Genomic DNA, 14,737 nt, shown 5'->3' with positions numbered 1-14,737 from the left:
CACGCCGATCTCCACCCTTGCGGGCTTTGCCGGCGCACCATCGAAGGTTTCACCCGCCTTCATGGCAGCATCGGTCCGCCGTCGGCGTTCGCACGCTTTCCGCGGCACCCGTAGGTCTCGGCATCCGTCCCTCCAGCAGGCGAACCTGCTCTCGTTCTGGGCCGTACGGGCCTCAGGAAATCCGCCTTGCGCTTCTGCCTTTCGGCCGGGGCGTTCGGTAGCCGCCTGAGATGGGTTCAATGTATGCCGGGTAAGGAATTTGCGGAATAGACGCGGACCTGTGGATAGCGGGATTATCGGGGACCGATGCGACAAGTCTCGGAATTTGCGGGCCGAACGCCTTAGACAGCCTGTCCCCTTTCCGCGGTCCTTTCGACGATGAGCCTTGCCCCGCCAGTCGGCCCGCGTTTGAATGCCGGCAAAGTGCTGTGGCGCTGCATCAGCCGAGTCGCCTTGCGCTTCCACGCAATATGCCTCGGGGGAGATCAGGTTGAAGGTCGGGGTGGTTCTCAATCCGATAGCGGGAGGGGGCAAGCTCAAGCGGCATTGGTCCGAAGCCGCCGCATCGCTCAAGAGGCATTTCGGAGATTTCGAGCTGCGCGAGACGCAGACCAGCGGCGACGCCGAGCGATTGGCAATCGACCTCGCGGCCAGCGGGTGCGATCTGGTGATCGCGGCCGGCGGCGACGGCACCGCCAGCGAGGTGGCGGACGGGCTGCTGCAGGCAGAGCATGAGACCGGCCGGACCAGCGCGCTCGGCCTTTTGCCCTGCGGCACCGGTATCGATTTCGCCAGAGGGCTCGGCCTGCCCGACGAAATCGAGGAAGCACTGGCGCGTATCGCCGGCGCCGGCGCGCGCAAGGTCGATGCCGGCCGCGTCTGCTACATCGACGACCACGGCGCGCTCGCCAGCCGTCACTTCATCAACATCGCCAGCCTCGGCCTCTCCGGCGCCACCGATCGCGCGGTCAATGCGGACAAGCGCAAGGGCAGGGTCTCGGCCAAAGCGCTTTTCTTCTGGCGCACAGTGCTGGAATTCATCCGCTATCGCTTCCAGGAGGTCAGGATCACCATAGACGACGGCGAGCCGGTCGAGGCGCGCATGGCGCTGGTGGCGGTAGCCAACGGGAAATTCTTCGGTGGCGGCATGATGATTGCGCCGGACGCCGATCTGTCCGACGGCCAGTTCGATGTCGTCATCCTGCGCGCCGCCGGCAAGCTTGGGCTGATCCGCGACATCCGTCTCCTCTATGGCGGGCGCCACCGCAACCATCCGGCGATCACCATCCTGCGCGGTCGCAAGGTGCTGGTCGAACCGCTAGGCGACGTTGAGAAGAACGGAGCGCTAGTCGACATAGACGGCGAGTCGCCAGGTCGGATTCCGGCAACTTTCGAGATATTGCCCGGCGCATTGACGCTCAGGTGTTGAATCACCTGCCTGAAGGTTTGATTCCGCCGGTGTGATTAGGCGATTGAAATAGCTGGCTAAAGTTTTGGCGGATTACAGTTCGAGCTTGGCCGGGAAGCCTGGCGCGCGAAGCTCCGTGCCGACCGCATCCTCCAGAAGCTTGACGATCTGGGTCGACCAGGCGCCACCGCCATACTTCTGCCTGCCGACCTCGAAAATCTGGTTGACGAGTGGTGCCAGTTGCAGCGGCACGCGAAAATCCCTGGCCATGCCCAACGCGAAACCGAGATCCTTCAAAGCCAGGTCCATGGTGAAGCCGATGTCGTAGGAGCCGTTCAGGATGAGCTGGCTTTCGGTCTCGTGGACGAAGCTGTTGCCGGAAGACGCGACGATGGCGTGATAGGCTTGGGCGAGGTCGAGCCCGCCCTGGTTGGCGAGCATCAATGCTTCGCCGGCGGCGACCAGATGAATGAAGGCCAGCATGTTGGTGATGACCTTGATCACCGCCCCCGAGCCGACAGGACCCATCAGCAACGACTTCGCGCACATCGCCTCGATGGCCGGTCGGTGGAGCTCGTAGAGCGCGGCGTCGCCGCCGACCAGCGCGGTGATCTTTCCTGCCGCCGCCAGGTGCACGCCGCCGGTGACCGGACATTCCAGCGTCTCGATACCTTTCGCCGAAGCAAGTGCGGCCAGCCGCAGGATCTCGTCACGGCCGTTGGTCGACATTTCGATCCAGGTGCCGCCGGCGGCCAGGCCGTCCAGCAATCCGTCAGAACCGGCGAGCACAGCTTCGCTCACTTTCGGCGAGGGCAGGCAGGTGATCGCATTGCCGGCGCGGGTCGCGGCATCGGCCGGGCTCGCCGCCGCCGTTGCGCCGAGCGCGACCAAACGCGCAACCGCCGCTGGGTCACGGTCGAAAACGGCAACAGCGAAGCCGTGGCGCAGCAGGCTGGCGGCAAGGTTGCCGCCGAGATGACCAAGGCCGATGAAGGCGTAGGCGAGGCGCGCGGTCACGGCATCAGCGGCGTCTGCATCATCTGCAGATGCAGGTCCTTGCCGCTATAGGGGTGCGCCTCGCAGATTTCCTCGTTGAGCTCGACACCGAGGCCTGGCTCCTTCGACGGGATGACGTGGCCATCCTGCCATTCGATCTTCTTCTTGAGCAGCGTGGCGTGAAAACCGTCCCACTGCTTCAACGATTCCAGGATGAGGAAGTTGGGCAGAGTCACCGCAAGCTGGATGTTGGCGGCGCCGACGATCGGCCCGCAATAGCAATGCGGCGCGACCTGGATGTGGTAGGCCTCGGCCATGGCGGCGATCTTCTTGGTTTCGAGAATGCCGCCGGAGCGGCCGAGATCCGGCTGCAGGATGGTCGCGGCGCGGTTCTCGATGACGCGCGCGAATTCGAATTTTGTCGTCAGCCGCTCGCCGGTGGCGATAGGAATCGAGGTGCCGCGAGCGACCTGCGCCATCACCTCGGGCATGTCCGGCGGCACCGGCTCCTCGAACCACAGCGGATCGTAGGGCTCGATTGCACGGGCCATACGAAGCGCACCGGAGGCGGTGAACTGGCCATGGGTTCCGAACAGGATGTCCGCCCTGGTGCCTACCGCCTCGCGGATCGCCTTGATCATGCGCGCCGAGAGGTCGATGTCGATCAGGCGCGGCTGATGGCCGTCATAGGCCGTGTAAGGCCCGGCCGGGTCGAGCTTGACGGCGTTGAATCCCTGCTCGACATATTCCAGAGCGCAGGCCGCGGCCATGTCGGGATCGTTGTAGACGTTCTGGCCGCGGGCGTCTTCCGAATGGACGCTGCCGGTGTGCGGATAGAGATAGGTGTAGGAGCGCAGCGTCTCGTGCACCTGGCCGCCGAGCAGCTTGTAGGCCGGCTTGCCGGCCTCCTTGCCGATGATGTCCCAGCAGGCCATTTCGAGTGCCGAAAAGCACCCCATCCCGGAAACGTCGGGACGCTGGGTGAAGCCGGAGGAATAGACGCGGCGGAAGAGGTTCTCGATATCGTGCGGATCGCGGCCGATGAGGTAGCGCTCGGCCATATCCTCGATCATCTTGGCAGTGACATGCGCCGAGAAGGTGGCGTTGTAGGCCTCGCCATAGCCGACCACGCCGCCATCGGTGGTGAGCTTGACGAAGATGAAATACTTGCCGCCGATGCCGGGCGGCGGGTTGCCGACAACCCAGGTCTTGACGTCGGTGACTTTCATTTCTGATCCTCCAGAACCCGCTCGGCGCCTTTCCATCCGGTGAGGATTGCGGCGGCGTTGGTGTTGCCCGTGATGTTGTCGGGAAAGATCGATGCGTCGATCACACGCAAGCCCTCGAGCCCATGCACCCGAAGTCGGGGATCGACGACGGCGCGCGAAGCGTCCGGACCCATGCGACAGGTCGAGACGGGATGGTAGACGGTGCCCGAGCGCTTCCTGAAATCCTGAATCAGATCGGCATCGGAAGTAATTGACGGACCAGGCAAAACTTCTTCCTCGATGATCTCGGCCATCGCCGGCATCGAGGCGATCTTGCGCACGAACTTCACCGCCGCCAGCATCTCGTCGACATCGGCGTTGGTCGAATAGGCGTTCGCCGTGATCTTCGGATAGTCGCGCGGATCCTTCGAGCGGATCATGATCTCGCCGCGACTCGACGGCCGGCAATTGGAAAGGCCGATGGAGAAGCCCGGCCACGGATCGGGCGTCAGGATCGGGCGCTCGCCGCTCTTGGGGATGACGGTCGAGAAGGCCTGGAAATAGAGCTGCATGTTCGGCCGCGCCATCGACGGGTCGGTGCGGAAGAAGCCGCCGGCATTGTTCATCGACAACGACAGCGGACCGGAACGCAGCAGGATGTACTGCATGCCCACCAGCAGCTTGCCCCACCATGGCCGCAGGATCTGGTTCAGCGTCGGCAGCTTGCCCTTGAAGGTGTAGTTGATGCCGACATGGTCTTGCAGGTTGGCCCCGACATTGTCGTTGGCGTGGACGACTGGGATGCCGAGATCGCCGAGCAGCGCCGACGGGCCCACACCGGAGAGCTGCAGCAGTTGCGGCGAGTTGATCGAGCCGCCGGAGAGGATCACCTCGCGGCCCGCGCGGACCCTCTTGGTTTCGCCGTTTTGCTGGTACTCGACGCCGACGGCGCGCTTGCCCTCGAACAGGATTTTCGTCGCCAGCGCGTTGGTCTCGACGCGCACATTGTTGCGCTTCATCGCCGGGCGCAGGAACGCGCGGGCGGCGGACATGCGGCGGCCGTTCCTGGTGGTGATCTGGTAGACGCCGACGCCCTCCTGGGAGGCGCCGTTAAAATCCGGATTTAACGGCAGTCCGGCCTGCTGGGCGGCCGCCAGATAGCGCTTGGTCAGCGGATGCACCGCATTCGAGCAATCGGTGATGTGCAAGGGGCCGCCGACCCCGCGCCATTGGTCGGCGCCGGCCTCGTTGTCCTCCAACGCTTTGAAAGCGGGGAGCAGGTCGTCATAGCTCCAGCCCGCATTGCCGGCGGCGGCCCAGGAATCGAAGTCCTCGCGCGCGCCGCGAATGAAGACCATGGCGTTGATCGAGCTCGAGCCGCCGAGCAGCTTGCCGCGCGGCCAGTGGTCGGCATTGTTGCCGAGGCCGGGATCGGGATCGGCCTTGTAGTTCCAGTTGACGGCCGGATCGAAGAAGGTCTTCCCGTAGCCGAGCGGCATCTGGACATAGAAACGGCGGTCGGTTCCGCCTGCCTCCAGCACCAGTACCGAAAAGCGGCCGGAAGCCGAGAGCCTTTCCGCGACCACCGAACCGGCCGAGCCGGAGCCGACGATAATGAAATGATAAGTCTGCATGATGCGCGGGCGGGCTCCGAGATCCGGGCTTAGCCTAGACATTGCCGGCTCACGTCGTCGCCGGGGCTTCCGGCATGGCTTGTGAAAAAAGCGACCGAGCCGCGACGCGTCCTTCGCCTTCAGCAAAGCTTGCGACATCGCGATGGCATTGGTACGGCTTCAGGAAGCAGCGGCTGGAGGACCCCTGATGGTGCACTACGCGGACGGCAAGCCGCTCGGCGACCTGACATTGAGGACGCTCGCCATGCCGTCGGATGCCAATGCCGCCGGCGACATATTTGGCGGCTGGGTGATGGCGCAGATGGACCTGGCCTGCGGCATCCGCGCGGCCGAACGGGCCAAGGGCCGTGTGGTGACGGCGGCGGTCAAGGAGATGTCCTTCGCCAAGCCGATGAAGATCGGCGACACGCTCTGCATCTACACCCATGTCGAGCGCGTCGGCCGCACCTCGATGACGCTCAAGGTTGAGGCCTGGGCGCAGCGTTATCTCGCCGACCTGATGGAGAAGGTCACCCATGCCGATTTCGTCATGGTGGCGCTCGACGGCGACGGCAAGCCGAAGCCGGTCCCAGCCGAAAGCTGACGGCGAACGATTCCCCGGACAGGCAAATTTGTAACAACTCTTGCGCGGGACGTGCGTCCGACGACAACCGATGGTTGCTTCCGCACCCGACGGTGCGTGCCGCTGGAGGAAAGACAATGCGTCAACATATGCTGAACGGCTGGCTCGTGGCAGCCCTTCTCGCACTTACCTGCTTGCTCGGCATAACTGCCTATGCAGAAGTGAAAAAAGAGCTCCCGCGCACCGCGTGGGTGCATGGTTTCGGGGCGGACCAGAGTCAGGGAGCGATGTGCGCAGTCTGCTCCTTGGCGCCCCGTGGCAGTACCACGTCAAAAGCCTGAGTGCTCCTCTCAGGCGCGACCAAAGCCGTCAGGGTCGGGCGGGCATCAAGGTTGATGTGCCCTCGAATACGACAAGTCAAAAAGACACAACTGCAGACTCCTTGCTCAGTCAGCAACGCTGCGGAGCGATGCTCGCAACACGTTGCGCTTCAAGGCCTTCAGGGATGCTCGCCATCGAATTTCGCGCGCGCCGCGCGTACTCGATTGGTATTCTTTCGTGCCCATTCGCCGAGCGCGCCAACCGGCACCAGCAACTCGTGGCCGAGCGCGGTCAGCTCGTAATCGACGCGCGGCGGAATGGTCGGGAAAACCTTGCGCGTGACAAAGCCGTCGCGCTCCAGACCGCGCAAGGTGATGGTCAGCATCTTCTGTGAGATGCCGCCGACGGCCGTGCGCAATTCATTGAAGCGCATCGGTCCGCCGCCCAGCTTGCCGACCACCAGAACGGTCCATTTGTCGCCGACCCGTTGCAGGATTTCCGATACGGCCCGGCAGTCCTCAGTGTTGTACGGGTGCCTCGGTAACAAAAATGTGCCTCCTTGCGCGCCACTTTGTCAGTATCACATATAGCGCCGGTATCCAAACGATACCGAAATTCCCCCGCAAGGAGAGCCCGCTTATGTCCAAACCCAAAATCGCCATTGTCGTCGGTTCGACGCGCGCCGCCCGCTTCGCCGACGTCCCGACGCAGTGGATCGCCAAGATTGCCAAGACGCATGCCGATATCGACGTCGAAGTCGTTGATTTGCGCGACTGGCCGCTGCCGTTCTTCGATGAGGTCGCATCCTCGGCCTGGGCGCCGTCGCAGAACGAGGTGGCGCAGCGCTGGCAGAAGAAGGTCGCCGAGTTCGACGGCTTCATCTTCACCGCGGCTGAATACAATCACGCGCCGACCGCCGTCTTGAAGAACGCCATCGATTACGCCGCCAATGAATGGAACAAGAAGCCGGCTGGTTTCGTCGGCTATGGCAGCGTCGGCGGCGCGCGCGCCGTCGAGCAGCTTCGCCTGATCGCCGTCGAGCTACAAATGGCGCCGGTCAAGTCGGCAGTGCACATCGCCTGGGGCGATTTCCTTGCGGTCCGCCAGGGCGACAAGAAGCTGGAAGAGATCGAACATCTGAACCAGGCGGCGGCGGCGCTCATCAATGACGTTGCCTGGTGGGCGAAGGTGCTGAAGGCGGCGCGCGCCGCCGACGCGATCGCCAGTGAAGCCCAGGCGGCTTAAGCCGCTTCATCCTCCCAAAATATCATCTAAGGGCGGCGCTTGCGCCGCCCCTTTTATTTGCGGAAGCCTCGGTCGTTCGACAGAGGATCGCTCAAGGATTTCGCTCTGTTGCCGCTTTTATGTCAGACATACTGGAGAAAGTCGGATCTCAATTGGGCATCCTTCGGGCGCAACCTTAGGCGTTCGCGTGAAGTTTGAAACGCCGATCGTCGTAGAAATCCAGATATCCCGAATGGACGGATCCGCGAGACGGCGGGATTTCATGTAAGCCTGCGCCAGGACATGCGGACCGCCTTCAATGGGCTCAACCTCGATCGGGACGCGCAGGTTGCCGGGCTTGCCAACGGATTCGATCCGGTCAAGCCCGGCCAGGGCGCGGTCGTCGACCGCGTAGAGCTCGCCCCTGACGTGGAAGCCGAGACCCGGTTCATTGAACATCATCGGAGCGAAGCGAGGTCCGGCAATCAGCATCGGGAAACGCTCACGGGTCCTGCAGGCACCGATGCACGCGGCCCCGGACAAACCCGCCTTGTGAAGAGGAAACCCTCTCTTCAAGGTTCCGAACACGAAGAGGTTGACGAGCATTCTCCGGAACGCCGGCCGAAGCTGGAAGTTCATCCGTTTTCGCCATGTTCAGGGCAGGCGCAAATCCGCATGACTCAAGAATTCCCAATCATCCTGTCTGCGGACGAAGCCGCGAAAGCCGAGGCCGCCGCGGCGCTCTACCGCTATAACGTCGCCATCACAGGGACGGACGACCGCATTCCCATAGGCGCCGTATTGTGTGCTGGCTCGGGCAAAGCTTTGGGCGGCCTATGGGGAAGTACCGAACTCGGTCTTCTGTTCTTGGACATGTTTTTCGTGCCCGCGCATTTACGCGGTCTGTCTTACGGCGCCCGGTTGCTTGCCGCCGTCGAAGAAGAGGCAAAGGCGCGGGGCTGCAGACGCGCCGTCGTGGAGACAAGCAGCTTTCAGGCGCCTGGATTCTACATCCGCCACGGTTATGTGGAATTCGGCCGCGTTCCGTTCGGGTTCGATGGGCAGGCCCGCGTCTTTCTTCGCAAGGAACTGGCCTGAATGGATGTTGGGAAAACCCGGCAGATCCAGGCTCGCTATCGGCGCGCCATCGGACGGTGGCCGTCGGGCAGGCGGGTGGCGATCAGCTTGTCGATACGCCGGCCGTCGAGGTCGACCACCTCGAAGCGCCAGCCTTGCGCGTCCACGCATTCGCCGGTAGCGGGAAGGTGGTGCAGATGCGACAGCACATAGCCGGCCACCGTCTCGTAGTCGCGGTTCTCCGGCAAGTCGATGCCCAGCACCTCGGCCATCTCGTCAGCCTGCATGTAGCCGGCAAGCAGCCATGAGCCGTCCTCGCGTTTGACCGCGTTCTCTTCCTCGCCGGCGTCGAGGTCCGAGCGGAAGACGCCGGTGATCGCTTCCAGGATGTCGGCCGGCGTGACGATGCCTTCGAAATGGCCGTATTCGTCATGGACGAGCGCCATGGGGACGTCCGATTCCCGCAGCCTTTGCAGCACGTCGAGTGCGTCGGCCTGATCATGGACGATTGGCGCGGTGCGCACATGCTGGCGCGGATCCAACACCCTGCCGGCAAGAAGGGCGGCCAGCACGTCGCGCGTCTGGATGACCCCTATCATGGCATCGACATTGCCGTCGCCCGCAGGCAGGCGCGAATGCTGGCTCTCCATCAGAAGCCGCTTGATGGCCGCCTCGTCGGATTGCAGGTTGATCCAGTCGACCTCGGTGCGCGGCGTCATCACGGCGCGCACGGCGCGGTCGCCAAGGCGCATGACGCCGGCGATCATGCGGCGCTCGTCGGATTCGATGGTGCCGTGATGCTCGGCCTCGGCGACCAGCATCTTGATCTCCTCGTCCGTGACCTTCTCTTCCGCCTCGCCGGCCTGGCCGAGCAACCACAAAACCGCGCGGCCGGAAATGTCGAGCAGAAAGACGAGCGGCGCCGATACCTTGGCGAGAATGGTCATCGCCGGCGCGGCGCGGACTGCGACGCGCTCAGGATCCCTGAGCGCGATCTGCTTCGGCACGAGCTCGCCGACGATCAGCGAGGCGTAGGTGATGACCGCGACGACAATGCCGACGCCGATGGGGTCGGCGATGTTCTCGCGGATGCCGGTCGAGGCCAAGTATTGAGCCAGTCGCTCGCCGAGCGTGGCACCGGAAAAGGCGCCGGAAAGGACGCCGACCAGGGTGATGCCGATCTGCACCGAGGACAGAAACTTGCCGGGGTTGGAGCCGAGGGCCAGCGCGCGGCCGGCACCCCTGACATTGCGGTCGATCATCGCCTTGAGGCGGGCCGGGCGCGACGAGACGATAGCCAGCTCCGACATGGCCAAAAGGCCGTTCACCAGGATGAGGGCGGCCACAACGGCGATTTCGACGTATAGCATGCGGCGTCAATAGCATTGCTGCGGTGCATTCGAAAATAGCGGGTTGGGCGTTTTTCGAATTGCGCCGTTTGCCGCTTCGAGAATGCCGGATGCGCTAGGGCAATTGCTTCAACACGCCAACCACCGCCATACCGTCGGTGAAATAGGGATCGCCGCCGCCGTTCCTGCCGTTTTTCGTCGCGCCGATCCCCGGGATCTCGCTGGTCGATGTCAGCATGCCTGCGGTGCTGAGGTCGCCGATCAGCAAGTTGCGCTCGGCATCGATGTCCGCGCCGATATGGTGAGTGATGGCACCGGTGTCGTGGCTCAAGCCGACGCCGCGGTCGAAGCTGGCGGCACCCAGCCAGAGCGGGCGGCCGTCATCGCCGACGGTATTTGTCTGCCAGAAGCGGACGTGGTGGCGCCGGTCGGCGCTGTCGCCGACGGGCTTTTCGAAAGCGAGGTCCTGGGCGCGGCCTTCAAACAGCAGGCGGCTGATCGGCGCATCGGGATAGGGTCGGGAGAACAGGACGCTCTCGCCGATGTCGATCGCTGTCCTGAGCGTGACGGCGTCGGCCGTGTCCCAGCCGGCCACGGCAAAAGCGTGGACCACCTCCTTCTCGGTGCCGACAAGTCCAACATTGATAGGGTCGCCGGGAATGCCCTGCGGCGTATGCGTCACCATCTCGAAGCGCTGCGTGCGGAAGCCGTGCTCCCGCCAGGTCCAGAATTCCGGCGCGGCAAGGTAGGCAAAGCCAAGATAGAAAGCACAGAAAGCCGCCAGCCAGATCGCCGCGCGTCGCCTAAGGCTTCGCTCACCCACGAGAGACCACTCCCAAGCCTGTGCCCGGCCCACTCTATGCGGTGTTGGGCCGGTTGGGCAGTAGGCCGAAGGTCAGCGGCAGGCGCGGTAGCCGTTCCTGCGATTCTTGACGTCGAAGTGAAAGTGGTTGCGGTGGTCGTAATTGTAGCCCGGGCCGAGGACCGTGTTGAAATATTGGCAGCCGTCGGCGCGAACATTGTTGAGGAAGCCGCGGGTGCGGAACGCAAACAGGCCAGGCTTGCGAACGTCGATGTCGTTGCCATTGTTGAGCTCGATGCTCATGACGTCGAGCGCATTGCCCTTGCCGTGCTCCGACAAGACGCCCTCGCCGGCGATCTTGCGGCAGGAATAGCTCGAGCCCTGGTGGATCGCCCTGACGCCGGAGAAATAGCGCCAGCGGGCTGCCGGCACGAGCTCGTTCCTGGTCCAGGCGGCGAAGGTCGCGGCCATGTTGCAGGTCAGTGTCGCTGCCGGTTTCATCTCGACGCTGCCGATGGCTGAAACTTTCACCGGGAAGTCGATGCCGCACTGGCCTTCGTGGATAGGCTGGATGTCCTGGTAAACGACGCCAAGCCGTTTCAATTCATTGCGGCAGTCGATCTCGCCGGCCGGCATCTGCTCGGGCGAAGACAAGGGCTCATCCATGCGCGGATAGGCTGCCTGGGTCAGGTAGGGATCGGACGGAACAAGCCTCTGCATGCCGGAATATTGCGGAGCCTCGGGCATGGCGGAGGTCTGGCTGCCGACGTCGACGGCCGGCTGCAGCGAAAAGACATCGCCGGTGGTGCAGGCCGAGACCGCTGTGATTGCGAGCCCCGTTGTCATTCTGACGGCAACGGAGCGCGCACGAGTGCTTAGTCGCGCCAAGGCGAGGCTGGCGCCAAATATTGCGGCCATCGAAAGGCATCCTGTCCCCGGATGGCACAAGTCTAGTCGGCAAGAGTAAAGGAAAGATCAGCGCCGGCATTCACGCCTGGGGCCGAATTGCGGCATCTGTTCTTCGCACCCACTCATTGGCAGAACGTTCCGCCATTTCGTCTCGGCTCGAGGTCGAAGTGGAAGTGCAGCGCGTGGTCCGGATCGCTGCCTGGGCCGAGCACCGTCTTGAACGGCCCGCAGGCGGCCTTGCGGATCGTGTTCAGGAAGTTTGCATCTTTTTCGGGCGGCACCGGGCCGACCTCGATCGTCCTGCCGTCGGAGAGTGTGAAGGACGCGATGTCCAGCGCATTGCCGAAGGCGTGCTCCGAAAGCTTTCCACCACCGTTGCGCGGGCGGCAAACAAAGGCGGAGGCCTGGCCGATCGATTTGAGATCGGCGCCAAATTCGGCCTTCGCGGCGGGTTGGATGACTTCGACGGCAAATCGTGCCGCAGCCTCCGCCATTTGGCAGTTGAGTTCGGCTCCGGCGCCTATACTGATCGATTTTCCTAATGTTTTCATGACGATGGGATAGGGAATGGAGCAGCCGATCTCGGCGTCGTGCTCGGCCTTGTGCTCCTCGAATTCGACGCCGAGCGTCTTGAGGCGCTCACGGCAGGCAACCTCCTCCGCCGGCATCTTGTCGGCTGGCAGCTCAGCGGAGCGCGGATCGGGCAGTATTTTGTTGTCGTGGGTATCAGCCGGCTTTTCAGGTGGCTTCGGTGCGGCAGCGGGCGGCTTCGGTTCCGCGATGTCGGGTCGTTGCGTCGGAATCGGCACCGCAGACGGCGCCTCAGGTTCGCCTTCCGTGTCGGTTGACGGCTCGGTGGCCGAAGGCTCGGGATGCTGCCGCTTTCCCTCACGAGACTTTTCCTGATTGATCGGGTCAGATGCGTCAGCGTCCTTTGGACCGGCAGCCTTCTGCTCTTCCAGCGTTGCGGTGCCGGCCTTTTGCGCTTCCGCGGGCCGTGGTTCTGGCACCAGAGCATCGGCGGGCAAGATCGGCTGGTCCTGCGTTTGCTGTTGCGCCAGCTTTGGCGCGACTTGCTGCTTGCCGCGCGGTCTCACGCGGTGCTTGCTCCTCAGCCGCAGTGGTTGATCCGCCCGCTGCGTCAACGGCTGCTCCATGCGCGGTGTCAGCGGCTGCCTGTGACGATGCTTGGCATCGGCCGGCGTGACCAGCAAAATCCCCGCCGCCAAAGGCAGCGCCAGTCTGCAAAATCCGCAAAAGCTCAGCCTCGCCATCGGCCGGAAACGGGCCCGGCATCGCAAGGTTGCCTTGGACGCTGCGGCGCTGCGATCAAAATCGGTTACCGGTTCGTTACGCGCCGATCGCCTCCAGGCCTTCCTCCAGCCAATCGGCGAGCTGCGGCAGTCCGAGCAGGTACTTTGCGGTGCGCTTGTTGGCGCGCTCGCGCGCGGCCGCCACCGCGTCGACCCATTCGGAAGCTTCGTAGTCGCCGCGGCCCACCCAGGCCAACGCTACGAGCTCGGCCGCTTCATCGACATTGAGGTCGTTGATAAGCTCGCGGAATTCCTCCTCGGTGAGGTCTTCCGATGCCTCCTCGACAAGGCCGTCGTGATGATGATTGTCGTGCCTGTCGCCATCGAACTCGACCTCGTGCTCGGCGCCGTCGTCGTAGTCCTCGTTGACGGCTGCGCTCAGCGCCTTGGCCTTCAGGATGAACAGGCGCACGGTATCCGGGTCGATGGAAAGCTCCCATTCCTTCTCGAGGCGCTGCTGCACTGGCCTTTCTCCTCGTCGTGCGCTCGACTGATGATAGCGGATTTGCGGCCCGCGTCACATCCGTTCGCAGAGGCGATGCGCTGCCTGACCTCCAAATAGTTTGGCTTTTGACAGGTTTTCGGGATGAAACCGCATCGAAGCGGCGTTAATCTGCCGTTGTCACGCTCAAGGAGGCTCCGATGCGCAGACGTTTGCTTGTTCAGGTCTTGGCTGCTGCCGTTAGCCTGCCGCTGTTCGCGGCGCCTGCATTCACCGCCGGCGAGGGCGGTGGCGGTGGCAGCCAGACTACCACTCAATGCAAGAAGGGTCAGGTCTGGGACAAGAAAAAGAAGAAATGCGTCGTGCCGCAGTACGGCATGCTGGATGACGACAGCATCTACGAGGCAGGCCACGATCTGGCGATGGCCGGGCGCTACGACGAGGCGATCTCGGTGCTGACGCTCGCCGCCAACAAGCAGGATCCGCGCATTCTCAACTATCTCGGCTATTCGCATCGCCATTCCGGCCGTGTCACGGTCGGCCTCGGCTATTACGAGGAAGCGCTGCGCATCGACCCCGACTACACGCTGGTGCGCGAATATCTCGGCGAGGCCCATCTGCAAATCGGCGATCTTGCCGGCGCGCAGGAGCAGCTCAAGGAAATCGAGAAGCGGACCGGCAAAGGCTCGCGCGAATACGGCATGTTGTCAGAACAGATCGAGCGTTTCCTGAGGAGCTGATTCTTCTCAGATGCTTTTCGAGGCCGGCTGCGAGCAATCGCAGCCGGTTTTTTGCTGCCGGCATTGCGGATTTAGCGCCGGATGGCCTTGCGAAAGCGGTGGTGATTTTACTGAACTTCATTTTTGAGCGTGAAAATCGCGCGGAGATCGCTATATTCAGGGAAATTGTGGTGAAACGGTTCCGTTAGCCCGAGGCTGCCGGACCGTTTTCTTTTTGTACCCAACGACAAGGCTATTCCCGAAAAGCGGGGGTAGTGGCAGGAAAGGTCAGGCATCATGATCAAGGTCCCGATGACAGGCGAGGGGTTCGCGTCATTGAAGGAAGAACTGCGCTGGCGCCAGCAGGAAGAGCGTCCACGCATCATCGAGGCGATCTCCGAAGCGCGCTCGCATGGCGACCTGTCCGAAAATGCCGAGTACCACGCGGCTAAAGAGTCGCAGAGCCACAATGAGGGCCGTATCAACGAGCTCGAGGACCTGATCGCGCGCGCCGAGGTGATCGATGTCTCGAAGCTCAGCGGCGACAAGGTGAAGTTCGGCGCCACGGTCGTGCTGGTCGACGAGGACACCGAGGAAAAGAAGACCTATCAAATCGTCGGCGACCAGGAAGCGGACGTGAAGTCCGGCCGTATCTCGATCTCCTCGCCGATCGCGCGCGCGTTGATCGGCAAAGAAGTCGGCGATGCCATCGAGGTCAACGCCCCGGGCGGCGCACGGGGTTACGAGATCGTCCAGGTGCAATTTATTTGAGG

16 protein-coding genes are annotated in these 14,737 nt (G+C 63.2%); 6 read left to right on the top strand and 10 right to left on the bottom strand.

Annotation, left to right across the window (positions count from 1 at the left end):
* Positions 1 to 490: 490 nt before the first annotated feature.
* Positions 491 to 1,429, top strand: a complete 939-nt coding sequence (locus P9230_RS06405) for a diacylglycerol kinase family protein (protein ID WP_066994447.1) — start codon at positions 491 to 493, stop codon at positions 1,427 to 1,429.
* Between the two features lie 72 nt (positions 1,430 to 1,501).
* Here P9230_RS06405 and P9230_RS06400 read toward each other — a convergent pair whose 3' ends face one another.
* The 3 genes from P9230_RS06400 to P9230_RS06390 are packed head-to-tail and all read right to left on the bottom strand — an operon-like array spanning position 1,502 to position 5,246.
* Positions 1,502 to 2,425 (bottom strand): NAD(P)-dependent oxidoreductase, encoded by a 924-nt coding sequence (locus P9230_RS06400; RefSeq protein WP_127215777.1) that lies wholly within the window; start codon positions 2,423 to 2,425, stop codon positions 1,502 to 1,504.
* On the bottom strand, positions 2,422 to 3,633 hold the full coding sequence (locus P9230_RS06395) for a mandelate racemase/muconate lactonizing enzyme family protein (RefSeq protein ID WP_278117963.1): 1,212 nt from the start codon (positions 3,631 to 3,633) through the stop codon (positions 2,422 to 2,424). Before P9230_RS06395 ends, P9230_RS06400 begins: the two co-directional genes overlap by 4 nt.
* Positions 3,630 to 5,246 carry a GMC family oxidoreductase N-terminal domain-containing protein gene (locus P9230_RS06390; protein ID WP_278118351.1) on the bottom strand — a complete coding sequence of 539 codons (1,617 nt, stop codon included), beginning with the start codon at positions 5,244 to 5,246 and terminating at the stop codon, positions 3,630 to 3,632. Before P9230_RS06390 ends, P9230_RS06395 begins: the two co-directional genes overlap by 4 nt.
* A gap of 187 nt (positions 5,247 to 5,433) precedes the next feature.
* Between P9230_RS06390 and P9230_RS06385 the strand changes: the two genes are divergently transcribed.
* Positions 5,434 to 5,829, top strand: coding sequence for an acyl-CoA thioesterase (locus P9230_RS06385; protein ID WP_066994459.1), 396 nt, complete (start codon positions 5,434 to 5,436; stop codon positions 5,827 to 5,829).
* A 478-nt stretch (positions 5,830 to 6,307) separates the two neighbouring features.
* On the opposite strand, the gene P9230_RS06380 is transcribed toward P9230_RS06385, so the two are convergent.
* Positions 6,308 to 6,676: a helix-turn-helix domain-containing protein gene (locus P9230_RS06380; RefSeq protein ID WP_278117960.1), complete on the bottom strand. Its 369-nt coding sequence runs from the start codon at positions 6,674 to 6,676 to the stop codon at positions 6,308 to 6,310.
* 92 nt (positions 6,677 to 6,768) lie between these two features.
* Between P9230_RS06380 and P9230_RS06375 the strand changes: the two genes are divergently transcribed.
* Positions 6,769 to 7,374 (top strand): NADPH-dependent FMN reductase, encoded by a 606-nt coding sequence (locus tag P9230_RS06375; RefSeq protein WP_067326641.1) that lies wholly within the window; start codon positions 6,769 to 6,771, stop codon positions 7,372 to 7,374.
* Positions 7,375 to 7,491: 117 nt separating this feature from the next.
* Here P9230_RS06375 and P9230_RS06370 read toward each other — a convergent pair whose 3' ends face one another.
* On the bottom strand, positions 7,492 to 7,992 hold the full coding sequence (locus tag P9230_RS06370; protein ID WP_278117957.1) for a gamma-glutamylcyclotransferase family protein: 501 nt from the start codon (positions 7,990 to 7,992) through the stop codon (positions 7,492 to 7,494).
* Positions 7,993 to 8,028: 36 nt separating this feature from the next.
* On the opposite strand from P9230_RS06370, the gene P9230_RS06365 reads away from it, so the two are divergent.
* Complete coding sequence (locus P9230_RS06365) at positions 8,029 to 8,451, top strand: GNAT family N-acetyltransferase (RefSeq protein WP_278117955.1); 423 nt, start codon at positions 8,029 to 8,031, stop codon at positions 8,449 to 8,451.
* A gap of 35 nt (positions 8,452 to 8,486) precedes the next feature.
* Here P9230_RS06365 and P9230_RS06360 read toward each other — a convergent pair whose 3' ends face one another.
* The 5 genes from P9230_RS06360 to P9230_RS06340 form a co-directional block, all read right to left on the bottom strand.
* A complete protein-coding gene (locus P9230_RS06360; RefSeq protein WP_127217375.1) occupies positions 8,487 to 9,800 on the bottom strand; it encodes a hemolysin family protein in 1,314 nt (437 codons plus the stop codon).
* A gap of 94 nt (positions 9,801 to 9,894) precedes the next feature.
* Positions 9,895 to 10,602, bottom strand: a complete 708-nt coding sequence (locus P9230_RS06355) for an LssY C-terminal domain-containing protein (RefSeq protein WP_067326649.1) — start codon at positions 10,600 to 10,602, stop codon at positions 9,895 to 9,897.
* A gap of 72 nt (positions 10,603 to 10,674) precedes the next feature.
* Positions 10,675 to 11,427 carry an extensin family protein gene (locus P9230_RS06350; RefSeq protein WP_245299594.1) on the bottom strand — a complete coding sequence of 251 codons (753 nt, stop codon included), beginning with the start codon at positions 11,425 to 11,427 and terminating at the stop codon, positions 10,675 to 10,677.
* A 185-nt stretch (positions 11,428 to 11,612) separates the two neighbouring features.
* Positions 11,613 to 12,647, bottom strand: coding sequence for an extensin family protein (locus tag P9230_RS06345; protein WP_278118349.1), 1,035 nt, complete (start codon positions 12,645 to 12,647; stop codon positions 11,613 to 11,615).
* Between the two features lie 193 nt (positions 12,648 to 12,840).
* The gene (locus P9230_RS06340; RefSeq protein ID WP_067326696.1) at positions 12,841 to 13,266 is read right to left on the bottom strand and encodes a DUF3775 domain-containing protein; all 426 of its coding nucleotides are present in this window, start codon (positions 13,264 to 13,266) and stop codon (positions 12,841 to 12,843) included.
* A gap of 179 nt (positions 13,267 to 13,445) precedes the next feature.
* On the opposite strand from P9230_RS06340, the gene P9230_RS06335 reads away from it, so the two are divergent.
* Together P9230_RS06335 and greA are read left to right on the top strand one after the other, a co-directional pair.
* Positions 13,446 to 13,985, top strand: a complete 540-nt coding sequence (locus P9230_RS06335) for a tetratricopeptide repeat protein (RefSeq protein ID WP_095781311.1) — start codon at positions 13,446 to 13,448, stop codon at positions 13,983 to 13,985.
* Between the two features lie 276 nt (positions 13,986 to 14,261).
* Entirely contained in the window at positions 14,262 to 14,735 is a 474-nt protein-coding gene (greA, locus tag P9230_RS06330; protein WP_027168132.1) for a transcription elongation factor GreA, read from the top strand.
* The last annotated feature ends 2 nt before the right edge of the window (positions 14,736 to 14,737 follow it).

Source organism: Mesorhizobium sp. WSM4887, from assembly GCF_029625865.1.
Taxonomy (GTDB): domain Bacteria; phylum Pseudomonadota; class Alphaproteobacteria; order Rhizobiales; family Rhizobiaceae; genus Mesorhizobium.
This window is presented reverse-complemented; position numbering and strand designations above follow the sequence as displayed.

Bases quoted from the DNA above. Each gene is read 5' to 3' on its own strand.
- greA (WP_027168132.1), top strand. From the start codon at position 14,262: ATGATCAAGGTCCCGATGACAGGCGAGGGGTTCGCGTCATTGAAGGAA.
- P9230_RS06360 (WP_127217375.1), bottom strand. From the start codon at position 9,800: ATGCTATACGTCGAAATCGCCGTTGTGGCCGCCCTCATCCTGGTGAAC.
- P9230_RS06390 (WP_278118351.1), bottom strand. From the start codon at position 5,246: ATGCAGACTTATCATTTCATTATCGTCGGCTCCGGCTCGGCCGGTTCG.
- P9230_RS06345 (WP_278118349.1), bottom strand. From the start codon at position 12,647: ATGGAGCAGCCGTTGACGCAGCGGGCGGATCAACCACTGCGGCTGAGG.
- P9230_RS06335 (WP_095781311.1), top strand. From the start codon at position 13,446: ATGCGCAGACGTTTGCTTGTTCAGGTCTTGGCTGCTGCCGTTAGCCTG.
- P9230_RS06365 (WP_278117955.1), top strand. From the start codon at position 8,029: ATGACTCAAGAATTCCCAATCATCCTGTCTGCGGACGAAGCCGCGAAA.
- P9230_RS06375 (WP_067326641.1), top strand. From the start codon at position 6,769: ATGTCCAAACCCAAAATCGCCATTGTCGTCGGTTCGACGCGCGCCGCC.
- P9230_RS06385 (WP_066994459.1), top strand. From the start codon at position 5,434: ATGGTGCACTACGCGGACGGCAAGCCGCTCGGCGACCTGACATTGAGG.
- P9230_RS06370 (WP_278117957.1), bottom strand. From the start codon at position 7,992: ATGAACTTCCAGCTTCGGCCGGCGTTCCGGAGAATGCTCGTCAACCTC.
- P9230_RS06350 (WP_245299594.1), bottom strand. From the start codon at position 11,427: ATGACAACGGGGCTCGCAATCACAGCGGTCTCGGCCTGCACCACCGGC.
- P9230_RS06395 (WP_278117963.1), bottom strand. From the start codon at position 3,633: ATGAAAGTCACCGACGTCAAGACCTGGGTTGTCGGCAACCCGCCGCCC.